Origin of the sequence: Streptomyces sp. CY-1, assembly GCF_047218265.1 — a bacterium.
In the GTDB taxonomy this organism is placed as follows: domain Bacteria; phylum Actinomycetota; class Actinomycetes; order Streptomycetales; family Streptomycetaceae; genus Streptomyces; species Streptomyces niphimycinicus.
On the sequence record NZ_CP178393.1, the window covers coordinates 1,837,302 to 1,861,843 of the forward strand.

Here is a 24,542-nt window from a genome sequence, read left to right on the forward strand (position 1 = left end):
AAGGGGCCCGATGTCCGCCCGGCGAACGTCAGCCGAAGACCACGCAGGACGCCGCCGGGGCCGGGACCGAACCACCACGACGCGGCACCCCCGTCGAGAGGTCGATGTCGAACCAGGTGACATCGCCCGAGCGCTCATTGGACACGTAGAGCCGACGGCCCGACGGGTCGAGCGTCAGATCGCGGGGCCAGTGGCCACCACAGGACGTGGTGGTGACCAACTCCATCCGGTCGCCGGGCGCGTCGAGGGCGAGCGTGGCGATGCTGTCGTGACCGCGGGTGGCGGCCCATACGAAGCGGCCGTCCCCGGAGACCACGGCCTCGGCGGGATAGCACTCGACGTCCGTACCCTCGGGGACCAGCCGGGTCTCACCCAGCGGTTCGAGCACGCCGGACGCCGCGTCCCAGCGGCAGGCCGTGATCGTCGGATCGAGTTCGTTGATGACATACACGCGGTCGCCACGCGGATGGAACGCCAGATGGCGCGGGCCGCTCCCCGGGCGCAGCCGGACCTCGTGGTGCGGACGCGGCCCGGGCAGCGCGTACACCTGGACCGCGTCGATCCCCAGGTCGACGGCGAGCAGCCAGCCCCCCGACGGATCGGGCGCCACCGCATGGGCGTGCGGCCCCTCCTGCCGCTCCGGATGCGGTCCACTGCCCTCGTGCCGCGACACGGCCACCGGCTCCCCGAGCCGGCCGTCCTCCAGCACCGCCAGCGCGCTGACGCTGCCCGAACCGTAATTGGCCGTCAGCAGCCGCCCGCCCGCGAGCGCGAGATGGGTGGGCCCCGCACCCCGCACCGGCACGGGCTCCCCGAGCAGCGCGGGCGGATCCTGTGTGACATCCAGCGCGGCGGCCGCCCCGTCCTCGGTCTCGCTCACCGCGTACAACACGCGCCCGCCCGGGGCGAGCACCAGATAGGACGGGTTGACGACCGCATCCGTGGAGTTCCGGATCCGCAGCGCGCCCGTCCCGTCATCGACATCCGCGACGGTGATCCCGGCCCCGCCCGCCAAAGTGAACGACCCGATATACGCCCGCAGCCCGCTCCCACTCGCGCCCACCGCACTACCCTTCCGCCGACTCCGGTTCCGTTACCCGCTCGGCGCCGACGGTAACAGAGCGGTCTAGACCAACACGCCGTCATCTCCGCCCAAGCCGGGCACCGGAGGCTCCCCCGCGAGCACCGGGCCGAACTCTTGGCATGCTGTCCCCATGAACACCATGCCCGCCGTGATCTTCGACCTGGACGGCACTCTCGTGGACAGCGAGCCCCTCTACTACGAGGCGGGGCGGCGGACCCTTGAGCGGTACGGGGTCAGCGGCTTCACATGGGAGGAGCACGCTCAGTTCATCGGGATCGGCACCCGGGAGACCCTGGAGACGCTGCGGGACCGGTATCGCATCGGGGCGCCCGTGGATGAGCTGCTCGCCGTCAAGAACCGGCACTATCTGGAGCTGGCCGCGGCAACCGAGGCGTTTCCCGCGATGCGGGCGTTCGTGGAGCGGCTGACGGCCGCCGGGCATCCGTTGGCCGTCGCCTCCGGTTCGTCGCGTTCGGCGATCGAGACGGCGCTCAAGGCCACCGGGCTGGACGCGCTGCTGCCGGTGTATGTGTCCGCGGAGGATGTCGGCCGGGGCAAGCCGGAGCCGGATGTGTTTCTGGCCGCCGCGCGGCTGCTGTCCGTCGATCCGGGGCGGTGCGTGGTGGTCGAGGACGCCGGTCCCGGGGTGGAGGCGGCGCGGCGGGCCGGGATGGGCTGTATCGCCGTGCCGTATGTGGCCGGGCCGTCGCCGGACGGCGAGCCGTTCGCCTCCGCCGGGCTGCTCTTCCGGGGCGGGCAGCCGGAGTTCGACGCCGAGCGGGCCTACGAGTGGGTCGCGGCGCACGGTTGAGACCATGAGACCATGCGTCGCATGCCCGGATATTCATGGGCATGTCGTAGGAGAGACGGAGGGCGTATGGAAAGACGTGGGGGTAAGGCGATGCGCCGTTGGGGGACGGCGGTCATCGCCTCGGCGGCGGCCTTGACGGTCGCCGTACCGGCGAACGCGGCCCAGGCCACCGAGGCCAGAAGCGGCCCGTCGGGGGTCAGCGCCAAGGGCGCGTATCTGCTGGACAACAACACCAACAAGCAGCTCTGGGCCAGGGCGGCCGACACCAAGCGGCCGATGGCGAGCACCACCAAGCTCATGACGGCCGTCGTGGTGCTCGACACCCGGGGGCTCGATCTCGGCAAGAAGGTCACCGTCAAGCAGTCGTACATCGACTACACCGCCCGCGTGGGCGGCAGCAAGGCGGACCTGAAGAAGGGGGACAAGCTCACCGTCAAGCAGTTGTTGTACGGCCTGCTGCTGCCGTCCGGCTGTGACGCGGCCATGGCGCTCGCGGACACGTTCGGCACCGGTGACACCACCGCCAAGCGCACCAAGTCGTTCATCGCGCAGATGAACAAGAAGGCGTCCGCGCTGGGGATGACCAAATCCCACTACGACACCTTCGACGGCATCTCGCAGGGCGGACAGAACTACACCACGCCCCGCGACATGGCCAAGCTGGCCAGGCACGCCCTGGGCAACTCCACCCTCGGCACGGTCGTCAAGTCGGTCGACACCATCCAGAAGGCCCCGGCCGCCAACGGCAGGACCAGGTCGTACTACTGGAACAACACCAACCGGCTGCTGGGCTCGTACAGCGGCGCGATCGGCATCAAGACGGGCACCGGCACCGCGCCCGGCAGGTGTCTCGTCTTCGCCGCGAAGCGTGACGGACGCACCGTCGTGGGCGTGATCCTCAACGCTCCCAAGCGGTACCCGGACGCGAAGAAGATGCTCGACTGGGCCTTCCGGTCTAACACCAAGGTGACCTGGCGTCAGTTGCCCAAGGGCACACCGCAGGACTGATCACATCGCATTACTGATCCACGGCCCGCTGCTCACGCGGGTGGTGCCCCGGCCGGATGGCCATCCGGCCGGGGCACCGGGCCGTAGGGGCGGCGGTCAGCCGCACTTACGCCCGGTGTTGATGCACTTCACGGCCTTCTTCATCAGCGAGTTGGACATCACGTTGATGAAGTCGCCGTGGTCGGTCACCGGCTTGTGCAACTGCTCGGGGAAGCTGTCGACCGCGAAGAGCGAGCCGGGCGCGACCTTGTAGGTGATCCGCTGGACGAGCTGCGGGATGGCCTTGAACCCCTTGGCACACGCGCCCTTGGCGTCCGCGAAGGCCACATGGGTGCGGTGGTTCGCGCTGTCGGCGTTCTTGCCGTCCCAGCAGCTCTGGAACTTGAACGTACGGACCACCTTGCTGCCCTTCGGGCAGAGCGGGTACTTGTCCTTGAGCTGCCGGTTCTCGAATCCGGTGCAGCTCCAGGAGGCGTTGGCGTTGGCCGTGCCGTTGGTGAACGCCTTGGCGTCGCCGGTGATGATGCGCAGGAACTTGGGCATCTCGACGACCTTGGAGACCGCGCTGCCACGGAAGCTGATGGACGCGGTCTCCGGGCGCAGGATCCGCCCCACATTGCCCTCGGTGCCGCCGCCGGGCTGGTCGGCGTCGGCCTCCTTCGTCCCGTCCTGCTGCCGCAGCACCGGCCAGTAGTGGGTGGAGCGGTCACCGTTGGTGCAGGTGGTCCCGGCGGCGGCGAGGCCGTCGTTGGTGGAGAAGGCGTCGGTGTCGCGGTTGCCGACGTAGTCGTGCATATGGTGGGCGCCGTTGCTCACACCGGGGGCGACGATCACGTTGTCCGAGTTGAAGTGCTTGTTCTCATTGCGGCCACAGCGCGAAGAGAAGGTGCCGCGGGAGGCGTTGGCCCGCGTACGGGGGTTCTTGACGTTCGGCCGCACCCTGCGGATGTCCACGAAGTCCGCCTTCACCGGGCCGGACTGCGCCTGGCCACCCGCGGCCGGAGTGGCGGGGGCGGCCGTTCCCGCGGCGGGGGTGGCGCCCGCCGGTGCGGAAGTGGCGCCCGTCGGGGCGGCGGCCGGGGCCGCCTGCTGCACGGTGCAGGACGCCAGCGTGTCCAGGCCGGACGGGCGGCTCGCCACCCGGCCGATCTCGTTCCCGATGCGGTTCAGCGCGCCACGCCGCTTGGCGCTCAGCGGCTCCAGCACCCGGGTGCGCACCCAGTCCTGGTCGGCGCTCGCGCCGCGCGTGGCCAGTTGCTGGTAGGCGTCGGCCACCTGGCTGTCCATCGTCGCCAGTTCCTTGTCCACGGTGGGCCGCGCCTGCTGCGGCACACTCGACAGCCGGGTCGCGGCATCAGGACACTTGACGGTCATCGCCGCCCGCGCCGGCGCCTGCTGCCCGGCCGTTCGGCGGGCGGCGGAGGCATCGTTGTCGGTCATCAGGAGCGCCCCGCCGCCCACGGCCAGTGCGGTCACTCCGACCACGGTCAGCCCGATGACCCTGGATCGCTTGTGTCTCTTCTTGTTCCTCATCCTTCGCCCCTCATCGGCAGTCCTCATACGCCGGGGACGTCTTGCCCTCGGCCACATCGGGCCGCGCCCCCATCACCCCCGTCCCGGGGCGGAAGGCACAGCGCGACGCCGATGGATACGGACAGCGAGGCGATCGTTCTCAACGGTGGTCGCAACATCTCGTAAACAAGCGGAGGAGTCGGTACACCGGGGTATCTCCCTAGTACCTTCCCCACATGTCCACCGCCCGGCGGGATGAAACTGATCAGTTGCGGTTAAAGTGTTTACTTCGCTGTACCCCCGTTATTCCTTACCCCTTACCCCTTCTACGCGCCCGCGGAGCCCCCCACATGTCCAGCGCGAACTCGTCCAGTGGGCGTCATCGCAAAGCCAAGCCCATGAGCCTCGCGGTCCGCCGCGCGTTCATCATCGCCGCCGTCCCGGTCACCGGTGCGCTGCTGTCCGCTCCTTCGGCGCTCGCCGCCGACAAGAGCACCAAGACCACCCCCACCACGACGGCCGCCCAGTCCGTGGCCGATGACGGGCTCGACCCCGCCGAGCAGAAGATCGCGGACAACCTCAACACCCGCGCCCAGAACCCGAACCTCGGCGACACCTTCAGCGGCATCGTGCTGGACTCCGCGTCCGACAAGGTGATCTGGGGGCATGACGCCGACACCGCGCTGATGCCCGCGTCCAACGCCAAGCTGGCCACCGCCACGGCCGCGCTGACCGTGCTCGGCCCCGAGCACCGGTTCACCACCAAGGTGGTCTACGGCGATGGCACGCTCACCCTCATAGGCGGCGGCGACCGGCTGTTGACCACCGCCGACGTCACCGAGCTGGCCAAGTCGGCCGCCGCCGGGGTCAAGAGCGCGGGTCTGGGCTCGGTGAAGATCCGTGTCGACGACAGCCTCTTCGCCGAGCCGTCCCTGGCCAACGGCTGGAACAACTCGTACTACGACGACCAGGTCTCGCCGGTGCGCTCCCTGGTGGTGGACGGAAAACTGTCCGCGGACACCTCCATCGACGCGGGGAAGGTCTTCGCCAAGCAGCTCGCCGACCAGGGTGTCACCGTCGACGGTGAGGTCACCCGCGGCACGGCGTCGGCCACGGATGTGCCGGTGGGACAGCATCTGTCCCCGACGCTGGCCGAGACGGTCAAGAAGATGCTCAAGACGAGCGACAACGACATCGCCGAAACGATGCTGCGCATGACCGCGATCGCCGCCGGCAAGCCCGCCACCTTCGAGGACGGCACGGCCGTGGTGCGGGACGTCCTCAGCCGCCACTACGGCGTCTCGATGGAGAACTTCGAGATCTACGACGGCAGCGGGCTCTCCCGCGCGGACCGCATCCCGGCCCGGACCGTCGCGGACATCCTCGATCTGCTCACCGACACGCGCTACAGCGGCCTGCTGCGCTCCATCGACGAGGGCCTGCCGGTGGCGGGCGAGGCGGGCAGCACCCTGGGACCCGAGTGGGGCCGCTTCGACACCCCGGACTCCAAGTGCGCCGTCGGCCAGGTCAAGGCCAAGACCGGCACCCTGACCGGTGCCATCGCGCTGAGCGGCCTGACGAAGGCGGCGGACGGCCAGTGGAAGGTCTTCTCCTTCATCGAGAACCAGTCCTCCGCCGACCCGGCCGCCACCAAGGACGCCCTGGACGGCCTCGCCGCCACGGTCAACGGCTGCTGGGCGTAGGTAGGCCCCGAGCCCTACGCCCCGGGCCCTACGGCTCTCACCGGACGGCCGCCGATTCCACTGCCAGGAGTCGGCGGCCGTCACGCGTACCGCGAAGGGGCGTCGTAGCCACTTGGCGCCGGGCCCCTCCGGGTCACGCGCGCAGGTACGCGAGCACGGCCAGCACCCTGCGATGTGTCTCGTCGGTCGGCGGCAGGTCCAGCTTGGTCAGGATGCTGCTGATGTGCTTGCCAATAGCGGCCTCGGACACCACCAGTTCCCGGGCGATCGCGCCGTTGGACTTGCCCTCCGCGATCAGCCCCAGAACCTCCCGCTCCCGCGCGGTGAGCCGGTTCAGCGGATCGCGGTTTCGGCGCAGCAGTTGGCGCACCACTTCGGGGTCCACGACGGTGCCACCGGCCGCGACCTCGCACAGGGCGGTCACGAAATCCGCCACCTGCCCGATGCGGTCCTTCAGCAGGTAGCCGACGCCCGAGCCGTCACCGGAGTCCAGCAGTTCCGAGGCGTACGTCCGCTGGACGTACTGACTGAGGACCAGGACCGGCAGCGTGGGCCGCTTCTCGCGCAGCCGCACCGCCGCGTGCAGTCCCTCGTCCTGGAACCCCGGGGGCATGCGCACATCCGTCAGAACGATGTCGGGAACGTGCTCCTCGACCGCGGCGAGCAGCGCGGGAGCGTCACCGACGGCCGCGACGACGTCATGTCCGCAGCGGCTGAGCAGGCCGATGAGCCCTTCTCGCAGCAGCACGCTGTCCTCGGCCAGTACTACGCGGAGCGGTCGGGGTCGGTCCGTACGCAAGGAAACTCCACACGCAACAGGGTCGGTCCGCCCGGCGGGCTGGACAGGGAGATTCTGCCATTCAGCGCCGAGACCCGGTCCGCGAGTCCGGTCAGGCCGGTTCCGGCGGCGGCGTCCGCACCACCCCGGCCGTTGTCGCGTATGTGGAGGAGGAGTCGTCCGTCGCGGTGTCCTCCGCTCACCTCCGCACGGCTCGCCCCGCTGTGCCTGGCGATGTTGGTGAGGGCCTCGCACACCACGAAGTACGCGGCGGCCTCGACCGCTTGGGGCAACCGTCCGGGCAGGGCCAGCTTCACGTCCACGGGAATCGCGGAGCGGTCCGCGGCGTCGGCGACGGCCGCGGGGAGGCCGTGGTCCGAAAGCACCTTGGGGTGGATGCCGTGGATGAGTTCGCGCAGCTCCGCGAGGGCCTTGTCGGCCTCCTCATGAGCCTTCGCGAGCTGATCGGCGACCGGCCCGGGAGGTACGTCCAGGCGGGCCAGGCCGAGCGTCATCGTCAGCACCACCAGCCGTTGCTGTGCCCCGTCGTGCAGATCGCGCTCGATGCGGCGCCGTTCCGCCTCGAAGGCGTCCACCAGCCGGAGGCGGGAGCGGGTCAGCTCGACAACCCGCGTGTCCAGGTCGGCCTCGCGCGAGGCGATCAGCACACGGGTCAGTGCGGCCCGGGCACCGGCCACCACTCCCAGGACGTAGCCGCACAGCCCCATGAGCACCACGCCGAGCACGGCTATGGCGAAGGCCACCGGCCAGGTGGTGACGGTCCACAGCTTGAGCACCTTCACCTCCCGCCCGCCACCGACCGTGCACATCAGCAGCGGCGTCGCCACCATGGACAGCGGGGCGAGCAGGGCAACCGCGACAACGAGCGCGTCGACCGGCCACAGCAGTACGGCGAACAGCAGGGCATGGCCCAGCTCCCGCCACGTCGCCTGCTCCCTCATGCGCGTGGTCAGCCAGGCCCACAGGCCATGGGTGGTGGGCGCACGGTGCTGGTCGACGGCCGGGCCCTGGTCGATCAGGCGCATCCGGTGCCGTTCCACCCAGGCCACCGGGATGCCGGAGAGGGCCGCGAGAACGAGCAGCGGCAGCCCCACCAGCGCGATGGCGAGTACGGCTCCGGCCGCCACCATGGCCACGATCGTCACGAGGGTGACGGCACCGGTCACCGCCCCGGTGAGCAGGTATCCGGCGGAGCGCCACGGCCAGGTGGACAGCAGGAAGCCCGGCCCGGACATGGCTTGCCACACATTCCGCGGGTGCATGGAGGTCACCGTAGAAGGCCCCGTTCCGCAGGCGCCATCGGGCCAGGCAGACCATCGGGGGTATGCCTGGCCCTACCCCGGGACTCACTTCTGCCGTACTGCGCCGTGGTGCCCGCACCCGGTTTCGTGGAGTCACCGAACAGAAGGAGAAGGGGCCATGAACCATGAGGCGATCCGGATGCGCTCCGTCAGCAGGCGCTACGGCACCGGCGACGGCGCGGTGACGGCGCTCGACCAGGTCTCGCTTTCGTTCCCCCGGGGAACGTTCACCGCCGTCATGGGCCCCTCCGGCTCGGGCAAGTCGACCCTGATGCAGTGCGCCGCGGGGCTGGACCGCCCCACGTCGGGATCGGTCACCCTGTGCGGGACGGAGCTGACGACGCTGAGCGAGACCGGGCTGACCCTGCTGCGCCGCCGGCGCGTCGGGTTCGTGTTCCAGGCGTTCAATCTGCTGCCGTCGCTGACCGCCGAGCAGAACGTGACCCTGCCGCTGCGCCTCGCGGGCCACCGCCCCGCGGCGGCCCGGGTACATGAGGTGCTCCGGCAGGTCGGGCTCGGCGAGCGGGCGCGGCACCGGCCGACGGAGCTGTCCGGCGGCCAGCAGCAGCGCGTCGCCCTGGCCCGCGCCCTGATCACCCGGCCCGACGTGCTCTTCGGCGACGAACCGACCGGCGCCCTCGACTCGCGGACCGGCCGTGAGGTGCTGACCCTGCTGCGCGGGATGGCCGGCAGCGAGGGCCAGACGATCGTCATGGTCACGCATGACCCGGTGGCCGCCTCCTTCGCCGACCGGGTGCTCTTCCTCGTCGACGGGCGGGTGAGCGGCGAGTTGGCCGGGGCCGGTGCCGGCACCATCGCCGCGCGCATGGCCACATTGGAGGCCGTGCCGTGCTGAGCGTCGCCCTGGGCACCCTGCGCACTCGCTGGGTCACCTGTATCGGCAGCTTCGTCGCCCTCTCGCTCGGCGTCGCACTGATCGCGGTGATGGGCCTGGCCCTCGCCTCGTCGCTGGACGCGCCCGACCGTCAGCCCGAGCGCTTCGCCGCCGCACCGGTCGTGGTCAAGGGGGCCGACACGCTGCGGGTGCCCACCTCGGTCGGCGTCCGGGTCCGGAAGCTGGCACACCCGCGCGCCGTGCCCGCCGGGACCATCGCGAAGCTGAGGAAGCTCGGCGCCGTCGTCGCGGACCGGTCCTTCACCGTACGGGCGCGGGGCGGGCCGAAGGACCTGGTGGGGCATCCCTGGTCGGCTGCCGCCTGCGCCCCGTACCGGATCGATACGGGACGGCCGCCCCGCGCGGCCGACGAGGTCGTCGTCAGCGGAGACTGGGCGAAGCCGGGCGAGCGCGTGCGCACCGATCGCGGCACCGTGCATGTCGTCGGAACCGTCACGCGGCGCGACTTCGAGAACGCCGTCTTCTACACCGACGCACGCGCGGCCCAACTGTCCCCGGTCTCCGACCAGTTCGCAGTGGACGCCGATCCGGCGGCGGTACGCGGGGCCGTGCGCGGCGGCGACGGTGTCCGGGTCCTCACCGGGGAGGAGCGCCGCTACGCCGACCCCGCCCCGGACCGCGACCGCGAGGCCCTCACCGCGATGAACGCCATGTTCGGCACGGCCGGCGGGGTCAGCGCCTTTGTGTCGGTGTTCGTGGTGGCCTCCACCTTCGCGTTCGCGGTCGCCCAGCGGCGTCGGGAGTTCGGGCTGCTGCGCACGGCGGGGGCGACCCCGGGCCAGATCCGCCGGATGGTCTTCGCCGAGGCCCTCGTGGTCGGTGTGCTCGCCTCGGCCACCGGCTGTCTGATCGGCGCGTTCGGTGCGCCGCGGCTGGCCGACTGGGTGGTCGACGGTGATCTCGCGCCGAGCTGGTTCACCATCGGCGACCACACCTGGCCGTACCACCTGGCCTTCTGGACCGGGCTGCTCATCGCGCTGTCCGGCGCGGCAGCCGCGTCCTTGCGAGCGGGCCGCACCGGCCCCGCACAGGCACTGCGCGAGGCGTCGGTGGACAACGGGACGATGACCCGGGGACGCTTGCTGTCCGGTCTGGCCCTGTTGGTGGCCGCCACCGTGACACTGTGCCTGGCGCTGGTCACGGACCCGGGTGAGCTGCTGCGTCGGAAGACCTATGTGAGCCGGCCGATGCTGCTGATCACCTCGGTCGCGCTGCTGGCGCCGGTGGTGGTGCGGCCGCTGACCCGGCTGATCACCTGGCTCCCGGCCCGGCTGCCCGGTGCCGACGGCATGCTGGTGCGGGAGAACGCCGCCGCCGGGGTACGCCGTACGGCCGCCGTCGCGGCACCCGTACTGGTCACGGTCGCCCTCGCCGGTTCGCTTCTGGGCGCCACCGCGACACTGAACCGGGCCAAGGCCACCGAGGCCCGTCAGCGGATGGCCGCCGCGTTCATCATCACCCCCGCCGACGGGGCGGGCTTCGATGCGGCGACGCTGCGAAGGCTGCGCGAGGTGCCCGGCGTCGAGGTGTCCGCGACCTCTTCGAGCGCCGTCTACGCCCTGGAGGACGGTACGTCGCTCATCGAGTCCGATGCCCAGGCCGCGGACCCCGGCCCGCTCGCCGCCACGACCCGGCTGCCCATCAGCTCCGGAAGGACAAGCGATCTCGATGACGACTCGATCATCGTCAACGAGGAGTGGCAGCGGCACACCGTGGGCGAGCGGGTGCGGGTGTGGCTCGGCGACGGCACGAAGCGGTCGCTGCGGATCGCGGCGGTGATGGCCACCGGCACCGGTGACAACGGCGTCTACGTCACCCCGCGCAACGCCCCGGGCGCCACCGTCGACCGGATCGACGTCGCCCTCATCCGCGGTGCGGACGCGGACGCCGCGGCCACCGGGCTGCGCGCCGCGGTGCACACCACCGGCGGACACGTCTTCACCAAGGGCCAATGGCTGAAGGCGAGTTACCCCGAGACCACGAACCGGACGACCCGGCTCGGCATGCTCCTGGTCCTCGGCATCGCCCTCCTCTACACGGGCATCTCCCTGGCCAACACCATGGTCATGGCGACATCCGACCGCATCCGCGACCTGGCCGTGCTGCGCCTGGCCGGAGCCACCACATTCCAGGTGCTGCGGCTGGTGGCGGCCGAGGCGCTGACCGTGGTCACGGTCGGCGCGGTCCTGGGCCTCCTGGTCGCCGGGCTCAACCTGGCGGGCATGTGGAGTGCGCTGGCCCTGCTGTCGGTACGGGCCACGATCGACATCCCCTGGACGACCATCGGCGCGGTCGTCGGCGCCTGCGCCGTACTCGCCGCGATCTCGGCGGTCGTCCCCGCCGCGTTCGCCCTGCGCCGCCGGGCGGTGGAACTGGCGGGCCTACGGGAGTGACCACGCGGGCGTACCGCTCGGGCCACTTCCCGGCCCCCGTTGCCTCCGGCACGCTCATACGTGCCGGAGGCGGCGGTGTCAGCGGTTCATGGCCGCCCAGAACTCCTCGAAGGACATCTGGCGATCGCCATCGGTGTCGAGCGAGTCGATCAGCGCTTGGGCCGCCGCCGCGCTGATCTCCTGGCCCTCCAGCTCCGCCACGACCTGCCGGAATTCATCCGCGGTGACCAGACCGTCCCCGTCGAGGTCGTAGCGCTCGAACACCGTGCGTGCCGCTGTCTCCATGATGTCTGTCATGTGCTCCGCCTATGTGCGATCTTCGCTGACGGGCCCAGACTATCCCGGTCATCCACGGGCCCCGCCATCACGCCGAGGCGGCATCCGGACGCGGCCGCCTGGCCCAGGAAGCCGCCGCCTAGCCCAGGAAGCTCAGCCGGACCTGGCGGTCGGGGTTGTCGACGTTGGTGTCGACCAGGCACACCGACTGCCAGGTGCCCAGGGCCAGCCCGCCGCCGATGACCGGGAGGGTGGCGTGTGGGGGTACGAGGGCGGGGAGGACGTGGTCGCGGCCGTGGCCGGGGCTGCCGTGGCGGTGGCGCCAGCGGTCGTCGGCGGGGAGCAGATCGCGCAGTGCGAGGAGCAGATCGGTGTCACTGCCGGCGCCGGTCTCCAGGATCGCGATCCCGGCCGTGGCATGCGGGACGAAAACATTGAGCAGGCCGTCGCCGCCGCCCGCCACCTCCCGTAGATACGCCTCGCAGTCGGCGGTGAGGTCGGCGACGGTCTCGGTGGAGCCGGTGGTGACGTTGATGGTGTGGGTGCGGAATGTGCTCATGGAGCCATCCTCGTACGCCACCGCGTAAAACTCCCGCAACAAAGGTCCGAGGGGCAAGACACCGTTGACCGGTTCCGGACACCGTCGCTAGCTTCAAGGGCATGTCTACGTCAGCCCTGCTCACCACGCGCGGTCATATCGACCTGCTGCGGGTGGCGTCCGCCGCGTGTCCCGGCCTCCGCTGACCCTTCTTCTCCCTCCCCACTCCGCCCGCTCGCCTCTGTCTCGTTCCGCCGTACCGCGCTGACCGTCGTGGCGTGCGGGCGTTGAGGCGTACCCCTTTTGTGGAGCCCCCATGTCCCCGGTTCTCGAACCGGTCGTGCCGCTCTCCGCGCGCCGCCGCCCCGTGCCGCGCTGGCTGCGCCGCACGACCGGACCCCTTCTGCTGCTGGTGCTCTGGCAAGTGTCCAGCGCCACCGGTGTGTTGCCCTCCGACATCCTGGCCTCGCCCGGCACCATCGCCGGTACCGCCTCCGACCTGCTGGGGGATGGCACCCTCCCGCACGCCATGCTGGTGTCGGTGCAACGGGTGCTGATCGGGCTGGTGATCGGCGGGGTGGTCGGCGTCGCGCTCGCGCTGATCTCCGGGCTCTCCCGGCTCGGCGAGGACCTCGTCGACGCGAGCGTGCAGATGCTGCGCAGCATCCCCTGGGTCGGCATGATCCCGCTGTTCATCATCTGGATGGGCATCGGCGAGGCCCCGAAGATCGCGCTCATCGCGCTGGGCGTCACCTTCCATCTCTATCTCAACGTCTACGCGGGCATCCGGGGCGTGGACGCCCAGCTCATCGAGGCCGGTACCGCCCTGGGGCTCGGCCGCTGGGGGCTGATCCGCCATGTGGTGCTGCCCGGGGCGCTTCCCGGCGCGATGACCGGGCTGCGCTACTCGCTCGCCACCGCCTGGCTGGCACTGGTCTTCGGCGAAACCATCAACGCCGATGACGGGATCGGCTTTCTGCTCAACCGTGCGCGGGAGTTCTTCCAGACCGATGTGATCGTGGTCTGCCTGATCGTCTACGCCGCCCTCGGCCTGCTCGCCGATTTCATCGTCCGCACTCTGGAGAGGCTGCTGCTGCAATGGCGACCGAACTTCACCGGCAAGTGAACTCCCTGAAGGGGGAGTTGGCGAAGGAGAAGGTGCCGGGCGAGAGCGGCGACGCGGCGGTGCGGGTTCGCTCGCTGACCCGCTCGTTCGACGGCCGAGCGGTCATCGACAACCTCCAACTCGACGTCGAGACGGGCGAGTTCGTGGCACTGCTCGGCCGCAGCGGCTGCGGCAAGTCCACCCTGCTACGCGTGCTCGCCGGGCTCGACCGGGAGATCGCGGGCGAGGTGCTGGTGCCACGCCGCAAGGCCGTCGCCTTCCAGGCGCCACGGCTGATGCCCTGGAAGCGGGTCTGGCGCAATGTGCTGCTCGGGCTGCCCGGCCGCCCGGGGCGGGCCGTGGCCGAGCAGGCGCTGACGGAGGTCGGTCTCGGTCACCGCGTCGACGCCTGGCCCAAGACTCTCTCCGGCGGTGAGGCCCAGCGCGCCTCACTCGCCCGTGCGCTGGTGCGCGAGCCCGATCTGCTGCTGCTGGACGAGCCGTTCGGCGCGCTGGACGCGCTCACCCGGATCACGGCCCAGCAACTGGTCGGCGAGTTGTGGCAGCGGCGCGGCTGCGCGGTGCTGCTGGTCACGCATGACGTGGAGGAGGCGCTGCTGCTCGCCGACCGTGTCCTGGTGATGGACGGGGGCGTCATCGCGCATCAGGTCCGGGTGGACCGGGACCGGCCGCGCGATATCGCCGATCCGCTCCTCGCCGAGCTGCGCACCGAGCTTCTGGACCGGCTGGGTGTGAAGGCGCCCGAGCCGGCCGTCCACAAGGTCGCCTGACGGCGCCTGGTTCTTCCCCCTCGATCGCGCCCTCTCGCGATCTTCCCGAACCTCACACGTACTACCCGAACGGACCCCGCTGACATGAGACGGCGCATCCTCCCCGCCCTGTCCCTCCCCCTCGCCCTGCTGCTGTCCGCATGCGTCAGCTCGTCGCCGCACAACGGCTCCGGTTCCTCCGGCAACACCGACGGCAAGGGCGATGTGACCCTCAACGTCGGGGACCAGAAGGGCAACGACGAGGCGGTGCTGCGCGCCGCCGGGCAGCTCGACAACCTCCCCTACAAGATCAAGTGGTCCACGTTCACCTCCGGCCCGCCGATCCTGGAGGCCGTGAGCGCCAAGGCCGTGGACATCGGCGGGGTCGGCAACACCCCGCCCGTCTTCGCCGCGGCCGCCAAGTCGGACATCAAGGTCGTGGCCGCCAAGCACGGCACGGCCGACGGCGAGGCGATCCTGGTCAAGAAGGGGTCGCCGCTGAAGAGGACCACCGACCTCAAGGGCAAGTCGGTGGCGGTCGCGCAGGGCAGCTCGGCCCACTACCAACTGGTCGCCTCGCTCGCCAAGGCCGGGCTCTCGATCAAGGACGTACAGGTCAAGTTCCTTCAGCCCGCCGACGCCCTGGCCGCGTTCACCCGCGGCAAGGTGGACGCCTGGGCCGTCTGGGACCCGTACACCTCCCAGGCGCTGCGCCAGTCGGACGGCCGGGTCCTCACCACGGGCAAGGGCGTGGTCAACGGCCTCAACTTCCAGGTCGCCAACCCCTCGTCCCTCGGCGACGCGAAGAAGGCGAAGGTCATCAAGGACTATCTCGGGCGGCTGCGCCGGGCCCAGGACTGGGTCTACAAGCACCCCGAGGCGTGGGCCAAGGTGTGGGGCAAGGAGACCGGGCTGCCGTACCAGGTGGCGCTGGACTCCGTGAAGCGGACCAACGGCACCCGGGTGTACGTCGCGGTCGACAAGCCCGCCGTCGCCTCGGAGCAGGAGATCGCGGACACCTTCGCGAAGCTGAAGCTCACCCCGCGCCGCTTCCGGTTCGCCGATTACGTGGACACCCGCTTCAACGGCGATCTGCCGCCGTCCACCTCCGCACCGCGCACCTATGGAAAGGGATCCTGAGGACGCCCTTTTCGGAAGCGTTCCATCGGGTAAGCGCGTCTGCATCGTCAAAACGCGCGAAACGCACCCGATGAAACGAGGTGAGCGTCATGCACACCGCCACGGCCCAGCGGACGGCTACCCCGCCGTCCGCGCTGCGGGCAACCCTGGAGTGCCGTCCCGAAGCGGCCTCGCACGCACGGCAACTCACCGGCACCTTCCTGGAAAGCCTGCGTCCGGCGCCCGATCAGGGTGCCGCCGAGGCGGTGGTGCTGGTGGTCTCGGAGCTTGTCACCAATGCCGTACGGCACTCGGGCGGCCGGTTCTGCTCGCTGCGCCTGTCGGCGCACCCCGATGCCATCGCCATCGCCGTGGGTGATGCCAGCCGCGTACCGCCCCATCGGCGGACTCCGGATGTCCGCGGCGAGGGCGGCGGATTCGGCTGGGCGATGATCTGCGACATGGCCACGGCCACGGCCGTCACCGAGGAGCCGGGCGGCAAGACCGTGAACGCGATCGTCGCCCGGCGGGGGCGGGCGAGGGGGCATGCCGCTGCCCCGACACCGAGTTGACCTGCTACGCCACCCACCTGACGACGCGCCGCCCGGGCCACCGGGCCCGAGCCGGGAAGCCGCACAAGCTCCCGCGTTACGGCGTCGCCTCCTCCCCCTCCCCCGTCCGCGCACGGTCGACGGCCACGGCGATCCCGTCGAGGACGCGTTCGAGGCCGAAGACGAAGTCATGGTCGGTCGCCGGATCGTCGTACGCGCCATCGGGCGCCGCCTCGAACAGGCCCGCTGAGAAAAGCAGCGCCACCTGCGGAAAGCGGTCCGGGGTGATGAGCCGCGCCAGGGTCCTGCCGTAGGCCCGTTCGGCCTCCTCCTGACTCAGGCCCGTCTCGCTCCTGCCCTGCGCGTGTTCCTGGGCGAGCAGGGAGGCGTGGCGCACATAGCCGCTGAGCAGGGTCAGACTGCCGACCTTCGCGGCCCAGTCGAGTTCCGTGCCGCTCAGCGCGCTCAGGCCCGCTTCCATCCACGCGATCTCATGAGGTCCCATCGGCGGCCCCGCGATGGGGAGCCGGGGAAGCCAGGGGCGATCGTGGTTGACCAGCCGCTGGGCGACGGTCCACTGCCGTAGCCCCGCACGCCATCGGCCAGGAGCGGTCTCGACCTCGGGCGGAACGCCGAGCGCCAGGTCCCGCATGAGGACGAGCAGCTCGTCCTTGGATCCGACGTGGCGGTAGAGGGACATCGGGGAGACGCCCAGTTGCTTCGCGATCTTCGGCAGCGTCGCGCCCGCCAGCCCATCGCGGTCCGCCAACTCCACCCCCGTACGCACCACGCGCTCGGTGTCGAGCGCGGCGGGCCGGCCGAGGCCCGAGGCCGATACCGGGAGCCTCCACAGGCGGGCCAGCTCGGCGGGCGCCTCCTCCTGGTCGGCCGACATGGCGCTTCTCCTTCTCGTACCTCGGTTGCTCACCAGGTACATCATGGCGCACGGCTACTTAGTTTTCCCCATATAGAATCTCCCTTATACTAAGCGAGCGCCGAGGGCTCGCTCATGTCCCGTTGCCCCATGGGCCCTCATGTCAGGACGGAGAGAGTTCCAGGTGACAGCCATAACGCAGTCCCATGCACCGGGCCCCGCCCGGGGCCCGGTGCGCCGGACCGAACGGGCCCTGGCGCCCGACCTGGCCCGGGGCACCATGCTGTTGTTCATCGCGCTCGCGAACGCCGCGGTGTTCACCTTCGGCAACCAGCCGGGCGCCGAGGCGTCCCCCCACGGCTGGGAGCGGGGGTTCAACCTCGTCATGTTCGTCTTCGTGCACGCTCGCGCCTATCCGATGTTCGCCGTGATGTTCGGCTACGGGCTGGTGCAGCTCACCCGCAGGCAGGACGCCCAGGGCGCCGGGCCCGGCGCGGCGCGCTCGGTGCTGCTGAGGCGCAACGCGTGGCTCATCGCCTTCGGCCTCGTGCACGCCGCACTGCTCAACTTCGGTGACTTCCTCGGGGCCTACGGCATCGTCGGCATCCTCTTCACCCTGTTGCTGCTGCGCCGCGGCGAACGGGTGCAGCGCGTCGTGCTGTGGCTGTGGGGCTGGATGGTGGTCTACGTCGCCGTGGTGGCGGCCATCGCCGCGTACCACGCCACGAAAAGCACATCAGGGTCCGCCGCCGTGCCGACGGACGGTGTCGATTCGCTCTCGGCCCCCGACTACGCCGCGTCCGTGGCCGACCGGCTCGGCGAGTGGCCGATCCACACGCTGACCGTCGTGCCGTTCATCGTGATCGTCTGGCTGGGCGCGTGGGCCGCGCGCCGTGGCGTACTGGAGGACCCGGCCCGGCACCGGCGACTGCTGATCCGCACCGCCGTGATCGCGCTCGGCATCGCCTTCGCGGGCGGGGCGCCGATCGGCCTCGTCAGCGCGGGATTCGTGCATGTCGACGGCGCCACCGCGGACGCCTTCCTGATGCTGTACGAAGTGAGCGGCCAGTTCGGCGGCCCCGGCTACGTGGCGCTCTTCGGGCTGCTCGCCCTGCGGCTGTCGAAGGCCCGCCCCGACGCACGGCCGAAGCTTCCCGTGGCGGCGCTCGCGGCCCTGGGCCAGCGGTCGTTGAGCGGCTATCTGTTCCAGTCGCTCGCATGGGTGCTGCTGCTGTCCCCCTTCGCCCTCGCGCTCGGCGAGCGCACCGGCAGCCCGACGCTCACCGCATTCCTGAGCGCCGTCCTGGTCTGGCTCGCCACGGTGGCCGGGGCCCATCTCCTCCAGCGCCGTTCGCTTCCGGGGCCCGCCGAGAAGGTGTTGCGGAGGCTTACGTACGGACCCCGGTAGCCACTTGGTGGCGCTTGGCGGCGCTTGGCGGCTCCCCGAACCGCTACTCGATCGTGCGCACCGCGGCCTGCGTCAAGCTGGTCGCGGTGCGCACTGCGCTGTCCACGGCGGTCTGCGGATCGAGCCCGCACAGATCCATGAGGGTGAAGAGCGCCTCGGCGCTCACGACCACCGCCAGATCCCGTTTGAGCTGGGCGAACGCTTCCGGATCCGTCACCCCGAGGGTGCCGTCGAGCGGCCGGAGCGCATGGTCGATCAGCCCGAAACGGATTCCGGGCCGCGCGGTCGCGGTGGCGGGCCTGGTGATGGTGGCCGCGATCATCGCCCGCACCGCCCCCTCGCGGGCGAGCACCCCGCGGAGCAGGAACTCGCAGGCGAAGGCGGTGCGCTCGACGGGGTCGGCGGAGTCCGCGACCGGCGCGAGCGCCTCGGCGGGAGGCGGCCAGACACCGGACAACGCCTCGCTGATCAGCGAGTGGAGGTCGGGGAAGTACCGGTACGCGGTGGCCTCCGACACCAGCGCCGCGCGGGCCACCAGTGGCATGGTCACCTCTGCGCCCGTGCCGATGAGTTCGCGGGCCGCCGCCACGATCGCCGTGCGGGTGCGCTGCTTCTGGTTGATGCGGCCGGTGCCCGCCTGCGCAGTCATCGCAGAACCCCTCCTCCTGTTCGCTCCAGCCACCATCGTAGCAACACGCTCTCATCGTGAGAGTGGACTTGCATAACGAGGCTCGCTCTCTCTACTCTCATGAGAGTCAGCTCTCACGAAGGAGGCAGCGATGAACAGGGTTTCCGTGGTCGGCCCGGACGACGGCGAGGCGATCCAGCTCGGCCCCACCCGGATGCGCATCCTCGAAGACGGCAGCACCACCGGACACCGCCTCGGAATCGGAGAGATCAGCATCGCCCCGCACACCGAGGGGCCGCCCCAGCACCGACACGCCGAACACGACGAGGGCTTCTACGTCATCTCCGGCACCGTGCACTTCACCGTCGGGGAGACGACCCATGTGGCCCCGGCGGGCACGCTCGTGATGATCCCGCCCGGCGCCCCGCACACCTTCGCCAACCACGGCGACACCCAGGCGGTGGTGCTCAACACCTTCACACCCGACCTGTATGTGCAGTACTTCCGCGACCTGCGGAACATGATCGCCGACGGCCGGGAACTGACCCCGGAGGCGACCGTCGAGGCCATGAGCCACTACGCCACGGTCCCCGCGACCGACTTCGCCTGACGGCCGGACCCCGCCAACTCCCCTAGAAATCAGTTCACTTGAGGAGCATCCAGATGACCCGCAGCACTCACACCCTGATACTCGACCAGGGCCCCCTCGATGTCACGGTCGACCTCCACGGCCGGCAGGGGCGCCCCTTCCTGCTCCTGCACGGAGGCGGCGGTCCGCAGACCGTCGCCCCGTTCGCCGGCCTCCTCGCCGAGCAGCGGCAGGCCAGGGTGTTCTCCCCCGTCCACCCCGGTTTCGACGGCACCGCCCGCCCCGGCTGGCTGACCGATGTCACCACCCTGGCGCAGGTCTACGCGCAACTGCTCGACGCATTCGATCTGCGGGACGTGGCCGTCGTCGGCAACTCCATCGGCGGCTGGATCGCCGCCGAACTGGCGACGCTGGGCAGCGACCGGATCAGCAGTGTCACCCTCGTCAACGCGGTCGGGATCCACGTCCCCGGCCATCCGATCGCCGACACCTTCGGCCTGACGCCGGTCGAGCTGTCCCGTCTCTCCTTCCACGACCCCTCGAAGTTCCGCTTCGACCCCAGCGCGCTCTCCGAGGCGCAGCGCGCGGTCATGGCCACCAACCGCGCCACGCTCCAGGCGTATTCGGGCCCGCACGCCATGGCCGATCCCACCCTGGCCGAGCGCCTGGCCAAGGTCGCCCACCCGACTCTGGTGGCATGGGGTGCGAGCGATCAGGTCGTGGACGCCGACTACGGACGCGCGTACGCCCAGGCCGTTCCGGGCGCGGAGTTCCGGCTGCTGCCCGGCACCGGCCATATGCCCCAGTCCGAGACGCCCGGGCAACTGCTGCCGGTGGTATGGGACTTCGCCGACGCCCACGCCACCAGTCGGCCGCGCCCCTGAGCCCTCGCCCCCGCGCATACGCCGTGCGCACGGCGAAGGCCGGCCGCCTTGGCGACGACCGGCCCGGCGTTCAACGGCGTACGTTCAGCCGCCGACGTTCACATCGATGCAGGCGTAGAAGGCGTTGGAGGTGTCCGCGATGTTCCAGACCGCCAGAACCTTCTGCTTGCCCTTCAGGCCGCCGAAGTCGACCTGGTGGGTGACGGTCTCGCCCGGCTGCGCCCCGCCGTCGTCGACCTCCGCGATCTTCTGACCGCCGACGAAGTACTGCCAGGTGTTGGTCGAGTGACGCGCGGTCAGTTTCCAGGTGAAGCTCGCCTTGGACGGGACCGGCGTGACGGCCCAGCCCTTGCTGTCGTCGTCGAGTTCGGCGAACCGCGAATTGCCACCGCTGCAACTCGTCAGGCCCTTGGGACCTTCGACGCTCTGCGGCTCGTACTTGATGTCACCGCAGGCCACGGTCCCGGCGGCACACTGTGCCTGACGGCTCGGCGGGTTCGAGATGTAGCCGTGCGCGCTTGCCTCGCCCGCCGGGAGGCTCAGCGCGATCAGGGGCGCTATACCCGCGCCGACGAAGACGGACACCCTGCGTTTCATGTTCATGCCAACTCCTTAGCGGCGAGGGCACCACGCCGGACGGGAAGCCCTTACCGAAGGTCAGGATGTGGGGGGATGTGGGGGGTGGCTGCGACGGAACGCTCCATGGACCGCAAAGGCGGCCACGAGACCGCTCCGCACTAGGTCTAGACCATACCGTCTGTCTGTTCACGGTCAAGACATCGGACAGATGTGGTCTGGTCCACTGTCATCCCCGTCGGCGTCACCGCCCTCAGGACGAGAGGGCGGTCAGCCGTCGCCGGTCGTGCGGGGACGAACGGCGGTCCAGCCGCTCTTCCAGACGACCTCGCGCCGCGTCGCAACGCCCCGCGGACACCAGCGCGAACAGCAGCGTCTCCTCGACGATCTCGCGCTGCGCCGCGCTGCCACCGACACCGGGGAGCCGTGGCAGCAACCGCTCCAAGCCGCGTGCCGCCTCGGTCCAACGCTCCTCGAGGATGTCCTCGAACGCCGTGCACAGCGGGGCGATGACACTCCGCTGCACCTCATCGGCGCGCAGGGCGTGGACCCGCAGCCGCCGCAGCCCCGGCAGGTCGCCCGCGGCGGTGAGGGCGATGGCGGCGTGCAGGGCGACGAACGCGGTGGCGGGACGCTCCAGGACGTCCACGGGAGCCATGTCCAGAACGTCGCCGATCGGGAACGGCCCCTGCCACGCGCCCGCCAACCGGGCCCGCCACAGCAGCGAACCGGAGTCCACCAGCGCGCGCACCCCGTCCACCTTCCCGGGGGACAGTTGCTCCGCCCAGCGGCGGCGGACCGCCGCCGTGTCCTCGAGGGCGAGTTCGTGCAGGGCGGCGTGCCAGGAGAAGTGGGCGCGGTGGGTACCGCCCCGGCCCTGGTGGGCCAGCCATCGTCCGAGTCGCTCACGGCCCGCCTCGTGGTCGCCGCGCTCATAGTGCACATGGGCCAGGGCGTGCATCGCGTGTCCGGAGGCGGGTTCGGCGGCCAGCGCCTGCTCGGCCAGGGCTCCGGCCTCGTCGTAACGCCCCTCCTCCTGGCGCATGAAGGCGAGCAGGGACGTGTGGAACCAGCTTCCCCCGTGCGCCGGGGCGGTCCGCTCGACCACCCGCAGCGCGGTGTGGCCGTCGAGGTCGCGCAGACCGGAGAAGGCGATGGTGGGCACCGCGACGGCGAGCGCCAGCGCATCACCCGGGTACTCCTCCAGGTGGCGCAGGAGGGCGGCGTCGCCGTCCGGGGGCGTGTGCAGGACACGGCGGGCGACGACGTCCACGAAGGAGCGCTCATAGTCGTCGGCCCGCTCGCGCACCGCGCGCCGGGTATCGGCCAGGGCGCGGGAGACGTCCACGTCGGCCCCGCACTCATGGCCGATGAGCGCGAGCGCGGCATGGCCGAGGGCGAATCCGGGGTCGAGCGCCACGGAGCGGCGGAGCGCCTGCGGGGCCCCGGCCCGTACCTTCAGCAACCGGTCCACGCCGAGGCGGTAGGCGGTGGCGGCGGCCGCGTGCGTACTGAGGGAGAAACCGGAGGCGTCCGTGGGCCGACGTGTCCGGCGCCGGGCGGGGCCGCCACCGGCGGGGAGGGCGGGGGCCGTCCACGGGTCGAGGACGGCCTCGGCGATGGTGGCGGCCTGGACGCGGATCTCCGGAATGGCGGTCGTCTCCCACAACTCGCCACGGCGGGGAGCGCCGAGAGTCCACAGCGGGCGGGTGGTGCTGCCGTCGGCGCCGTGCAACCGTCCGTCGTCGGTGGCCACGCCCATGCTCAGCGGGCCGGGCAGCGCGGCGCCCTGGTCGAGCAGGCTCCGCCACAGCGGGTCGGCCGTGTCCGACAGCCGCAGGCCCGGCCCCGTACAGTCCACCACCCAGCCCACGGGCAGTGTTCGCGGGCCGTCGCCGGTGGCGAGGGAGACCGTCAGGGAGCCGTCGGGCCGCGCCGAAGTGGAAGCGAGCCGCCCCTGGTACGTCCGCATCCGCCGGGTGCGGCGCATCCGCCCCACCGCCTCCGCGGTGGCCGGGGGCATACGGTGGCGGTGGGTGTTCCACAGGGAGCCGTACTGGGCCACGAACTCGGCTCGCTCCTCGGTGGACATCGATGCCCAGATCTCGGCCGTGACCGGGCGCAGCCCGTCCACCGCGGGCCGCCAGTCGCCGTGCGTTCGCATGACGCGGCCGATGTGCTGACGTACCGCGGCGCGCAGCGCGGGCAGGGGCAGGCCGTGCAGTGGTGTCGTACACGCGGCGGCGGGCAGCGGGTCCACCGCATGCGCCTGCGGCAGCCTTCCGCCACGGGAGACGGTGTGCACCGTGCGACCGGGGCGGTCGAGCGTCATGGCGATGTCCACCGAGGTCAGCCCGGTGCCGACGAGGAGGACGTCCTCCTTGTCGCCCTGGCCCAGGGCGGCGTCCAGGGCGCCCGGCGCCCAGGGGTCGGCGATGAAGCGCTCGTTGCCGCGCAGGGCCTCCGGCGCCCACTCGGAGTTCGCACGGGACGGCCCGGTCGCCAGCACCACACGGTGCGCGTCGACGGTGCGTCCGTCGGCCAGCTCCAGCCGGGCCGTCGGGTCCCCGCCGGGGACGGTGGTCCAGCGGCAGCTTGTGGCGCGGGTACGCAGCCGGCGGACGGTGACGACACCCTGCGCCGCCATGATCGCTCGCCCGAGGGTGTCGGCGAGGTAGGCGCCGTAGCGGTAGCGCTCCGCGAAGTCGCCGCCGCGCACGCCCGGTTCACCGTGGTGGCACAGCCACCGCACGAAGTGTCCCGGGTCGTCGGGGTAACAGCTCATCCTGCCCGCGGGCACATTGAGGCGGTGGCGCGAGTCAAGGGTGGAATAGGCGATGCCACGCCCGGCCTCCGGGGCCGGGTCGATCAGCAGGAGTTCGAACGGGGTACGGCGGCGTGCCGCGGTCTCGCAGAGCTGGATCGCCACCAGCGCACCGGCGGCACCCGCCCCCACGATGGCGACGGTCCTCGTACACGGTCCTGACGTCGTACACGGCTCTGGCGATGCCATGTGATACCTCCTGCTTCCCGGGAACCGGCGGCCGAGCAGAACCGGTGCCCCGCTCACGCAACCGGTACCGTAGCCAGCTAAGTGCACCAATTCAATGAACTTGGTGAACTGATGGCACAACGGCGGTGAGTCCTTGGCCGGAGGCCGGTGCCCAAGCTGGCGGTTTGGTGCCTCGGCCGATGAAACGGACGTGCGTGATAACTTTCCCAGGTGCGGATCACAGCCAAGTCGGACTATGCCGTCCGGGCGATGGCCGAACTGGCGGCCGCGGAGGGCTCTCCCCTGACCGCCGAGCAGGTGGCGACCCGGCAGGACATTCCACTGCGTTTCCTCTTCGGCATCCTGCGGGAGCTGCGCCTGGCCCATCTGGTGCGCAGTGTCCGGGGCCCTGAAGGGGGATATATGCTGGCGCGCCCGGCGAAGGAGATCACCCTCGCCGACGCGATCCGCGCCATGGACGGCCCGCTGGCCAACGTGCGGGATGTGGGCCTCAGCGGTCTGGAGTACCCGGGAGCGGCGGCGGTGCTCCCCGATGTGTGGCGCGCGGTGCGGGCGAGTCTGCGGCAGGTACTGGAGAAGACCACTTTCGCGGATCTGGCCGCCGGTGAACTGCCCCCGCTGGTCAAGGAGCGGGCACGCGAATACCTCGACGACGTCCGCCACTACGACACCTGACCGCGCGGG

24 protein-coding genes are annotated in these 24,542 nt (G+C 71.0%); 14 read left to right on the forward strand and 10 right to left on the reverse strand.

What is annotated here, in order from left to right; all coding sequences use genetic code 11:
* Window positions 1–28: 28 nt before the first annotated feature.
* Window positions 29–1,063 (reverse strand): lactonase family protein, encoded by a 1,035-nt coding sequence (locus ACK1X7_RS07565; RefSeq protein ID WP_385139754.1) that lies wholly within the window; start codon window positions 1,061–1,063, stop codon window positions 29–31.
* A gap of 151 nt (window positions 1,064–1,214) precedes the next feature.
* Here ACK1X7_RS07565 and ACK1X7_RS07570 point away from each other — a divergent pair, with 151 nt between their 5' ends.
* On the forward strand, window positions 1,215–1,895 hold the full coding sequence (locus ACK1X7_RS07570) for an HAD family hydrolase (RefSeq protein ID WP_385139751.1): 681 nt from the start codon (window positions 1,215–1,217) through the stop codon (window positions 1,893–1,895).
* 66 nt (window positions 1,896–1,961) lie between these two features.
* On the forward strand, window positions 1,962–2,903 hold the full coding sequence (locus tag ACK1X7_RS07575; RefSeq protein ID WP_385139748.1) for a D-alanyl-D-alanine carboxypeptidase family protein: 942 nt from the start codon (window positions 1,962–1,964) through the stop codon (window positions 2,901–2,903).
* A gap of 96 nt (window positions 2,904–2,999) precedes the next feature.
* On the opposite strand, the gene ACK1X7_RS07580 is transcribed toward ACK1X7_RS07575, so the two are convergent.
* A complete protein-coding gene (locus ACK1X7_RS07580; RefSeq protein ID WP_413114837.1) occupies window positions 3,000–4,436 on the reverse strand; it encodes a DUF1996 domain-containing protein in 1,437 nt (478 codons plus the stop codon).
* A gap of 329 nt (window positions 4,437–4,765) precedes the next feature.
* On the opposite strand from ACK1X7_RS07580, the gene dacB reads away from it, so the two are divergent.
* Window positions 4,766–6,118 (forward strand): D-alanyl-D-alanine carboxypeptidase/D-alanyl-D-alanine endopeptidase, encoded by a 1,353-nt coding sequence (dacB, locus tag ACK1X7_RS07585; RefSeq protein WP_385139742.1) that lies wholly within the window; start codon window positions 4,766–4,768, stop codon window positions 6,116–6,118.
* A gap of 133 nt (window positions 6,119–6,251) precedes the next feature.
* Here dacB and ACK1X7_RS07590 read toward each other — a convergent pair whose 3' ends face one another.
* Both ACK1X7_RS07590 and ACK1X7_RS07595 read right to left on the reverse strand, forming a co-directional pair.
* Window positions 6,252–6,917: a response regulator gene (locus tag ACK1X7_RS07590; protein ID WP_385139739.1), complete on the reverse strand. Its 666-nt coding sequence runs from the start codon at window positions 6,915–6,917 to the stop codon at window positions 6,252–6,254.
* A complete protein-coding gene (locus ACK1X7_RS07595; protein WP_413116858.1) occupies window positions 6,884–8,152 on the reverse strand; it encodes a sensor histidine kinase in 1,269 nt (422 codons plus the stop codon). The genes ACK1X7_RS07590 and ACK1X7_RS07595 overlap by 34 nt, the downstream gene beginning before the upstream one ends.
* A 184-nt stretch (window positions 8,153–8,336) precedes the next feature.
* On the opposite strand from ACK1X7_RS07595, the gene ACK1X7_RS07600 reads away from it, so the two are divergent.
* The gene (locus tag ACK1X7_RS07600; protein WP_385139736.1) at window positions 8,337–9,074 is read left to right on the forward strand and encodes an ABC transporter ATP-binding protein; all 738 of its coding nucleotides are present in this window, start codon (window positions 8,337–8,339) and stop codon (window positions 9,072–9,074) included.
* A complete protein-coding gene (locus ACK1X7_RS07605) occupies window positions 9,068–11,527 on the forward strand; it encodes an FtsX-like permease family protein (protein ID WP_413114838.1) in 2,460 nt (819 codons plus the stop codon). Before ACK1X7_RS07600 ends, ACK1X7_RS07605 begins: the two co-directional genes overlap by 7 nt.
* Before the next feature lie 78 nt (window positions 11,528–11,605).
* Here ACK1X7_RS07605 and ACK1X7_RS07610 read toward each other — a convergent pair whose 3' ends face one another.
* Together ACK1X7_RS07610 and ACK1X7_RS07615 are read right to left on the reverse strand one after the other, a co-directional pair.
* On the reverse strand, window positions 11,606–11,824 hold the full coding sequence (locus ACK1X7_RS07610; RefSeq protein ID WP_216342901.1) for an EF-hand domain-containing protein: 219 nt from the start codon (window positions 11,822–11,824) through the stop codon (window positions 11,606–11,608).
* A 118-nt stretch (window positions 11,825–11,942) separates the two neighbouring features.
* Entirely contained in the window at window positions 11,943–12,362 is a 420-nt protein-coding gene (locus ACK1X7_RS07615; RefSeq protein ID WP_078645522.1) for a YjbQ family protein, read from the reverse strand.
* Between the two features lie 101 nt (window positions 12,363–12,463).
* Here ACK1X7_RS07615 and ACK1X7_RS07620 point away from each other — a divergent pair, with 101 nt between their 5' ends.
* From ACK1X7_RS07620 to ACK1X7_RS07640, 5 genes are all read left to right on the forward strand, one after another.
* Window positions 12,464–12,547, forward strand: a complete 84-nt coding sequence (locus ACK1X7_RS07620) for a putative leader peptide (protein ID WP_350203233.1) — start codon at window positions 12,464–12,466, stop codon at window positions 12,545–12,547.
* Window positions 12,548–12,657: 110 nt separating this feature from the next.
* Window positions 12,658–13,467, forward strand: a complete 810-nt coding sequence (locus ACK1X7_RS07625) for an ABC transporter permease (RefSeq protein ID WP_385139730.1) — start codon at window positions 12,658–12,660, stop codon at window positions 13,465–13,467.
* Window positions 13,440–14,237, forward strand: a complete 798-nt coding sequence (locus tag ACK1X7_RS07630) for an ABC transporter ATP-binding protein (RefSeq protein ID WP_398160425.1) — start codon at window positions 13,440–13,442, stop codon at window positions 14,235–14,237. Before ACK1X7_RS07625 ends, ACK1X7_RS07630 begins: the two co-directional genes overlap by 28 nt.
* A gap of 84 nt (window positions 14,238–14,321) precedes the next feature.
* Window positions 14,322–15,356, forward strand: coding sequence for an ABC transporter substrate-binding protein (locus ACK1X7_RS07635; RefSeq protein WP_390792685.1), 1,035 nt, complete (start codon window positions 14,322–14,324; stop codon window positions 15,354–15,356).
* An 89-nt stretch (window positions 15,357–15,445) separates the two neighbouring features.
* The gene (locus tag ACK1X7_RS07640) at window positions 15,446–15,907 is read left to right on the forward strand and encodes an ATP-binding protein (RefSeq protein ID WP_385139721.1); all 462 of its coding nucleotides are present in this window, start codon (window positions 15,446–15,448) and stop codon (window positions 15,905–15,907) included.
* A gap of 76 nt (window positions 15,908–15,983) precedes the next feature.
* Here the strand turns inward: ACK1X7_RS07640 and ACK1X7_RS07645 are convergent, their stop codons facing one another.
* Complete coding sequence (locus ACK1X7_RS07645; protein ID WP_398160429.1) at window positions 15,984–16,781, reverse strand: TetR/AcrR family transcriptional regulator; 798 nt, start codon at window positions 16,779–16,781, stop codon at window positions 15,984–15,986.
* 163 nt (window positions 16,782–16,944) lie between these two features.
* Between ACK1X7_RS07645 and ACK1X7_RS07650 the strand changes: the two genes are divergently transcribed.
* The gene (locus ACK1X7_RS07650; RefSeq protein WP_385139715.1) at window positions 16,945–18,168 is read left to right on the forward strand and encodes a DUF418 domain-containing protein; all 1,224 of its coding nucleotides are present in this window, start codon (window positions 16,945–16,947) and stop codon (window positions 18,166–18,168) included.
* 43 nt (window positions 18,169–18,211) lie between these two features.
* Here the strand turns inward: ACK1X7_RS07650 and ACK1X7_RS07655 are convergent, their stop codons facing one another.
* A complete protein-coding gene (locus tag ACK1X7_RS07655; RefSeq protein ID WP_390792683.1) occupies window positions 18,212–18,817 on the reverse strand; it encodes a TetR/AcrR family transcriptional regulator in 606 nt (201 codons plus the stop codon).
* A 130-nt stretch (window positions 18,818–18,947) separates the two neighbouring features.
* Here ACK1X7_RS07655 and ACK1X7_RS07660 point away from each other — a divergent pair, with 130 nt between their 5' ends.
* Window positions 18,948–19,406: a cupin domain-containing protein gene (locus tag ACK1X7_RS07660; protein ID WP_385139709.1), complete on the forward strand. Its 459-nt coding sequence runs from the start codon at window positions 18,948–18,950 to the stop codon at window positions 19,404–19,406.
* A 53-nt stretch (window positions 19,407–19,459) separates the two neighbouring features.
* Complete coding sequence (locus ACK1X7_RS07665) at window positions 19,460–20,269, forward strand: alpha/beta fold hydrolase (protein WP_413114839.1); 810 nt, start codon at window positions 19,460–19,462, stop codon at window positions 20,267–20,269.
* A gap of 84 nt (window positions 20,270–20,353) precedes the next feature.
* Here ACK1X7_RS07665 and ACK1X7_RS07670 read toward each other — a convergent pair whose 3' ends face one another.
* Window positions 20,354–20,872 (reverse strand): lytic polysaccharide monooxygenase auxiliary activity family 9 protein, encoded by a 519-nt coding sequence (locus tag ACK1X7_RS07670; protein WP_385139703.1) that lies wholly within the window; start codon window positions 20,870–20,872, stop codon window positions 20,354–20,356.
* 226 nt (window positions 20,873–21,098) lie between these two features.
* Window positions 21,099–23,858: an FAD/NAD(P)-binding protein gene (locus ACK1X7_RS07675; protein WP_413114840.1), complete on the reverse strand. Its 2,760-nt coding sequence runs from the start codon at window positions 23,856–23,858 to the stop codon at window positions 21,099–21,101.
* A gap of 210 nt (window positions 23,859–24,068) precedes the next feature.
* Here ACK1X7_RS07675 and ACK1X7_RS07680 point away from each other — a divergent pair, with 210 nt between their 5' ends.
* Window positions 24,069–24,533 carry an RrF2 family transcriptional regulator gene (locus ACK1X7_RS07680; RefSeq protein WP_385139697.1) on the forward strand — a complete coding sequence of 155 codons (465 nt, stop codon included), beginning with the start codon at window positions 24,069–24,071 and terminating at the stop codon, window positions 24,531–24,533.
* Window positions 24,534–24,542: the final 9 nt, after the last annotated feature.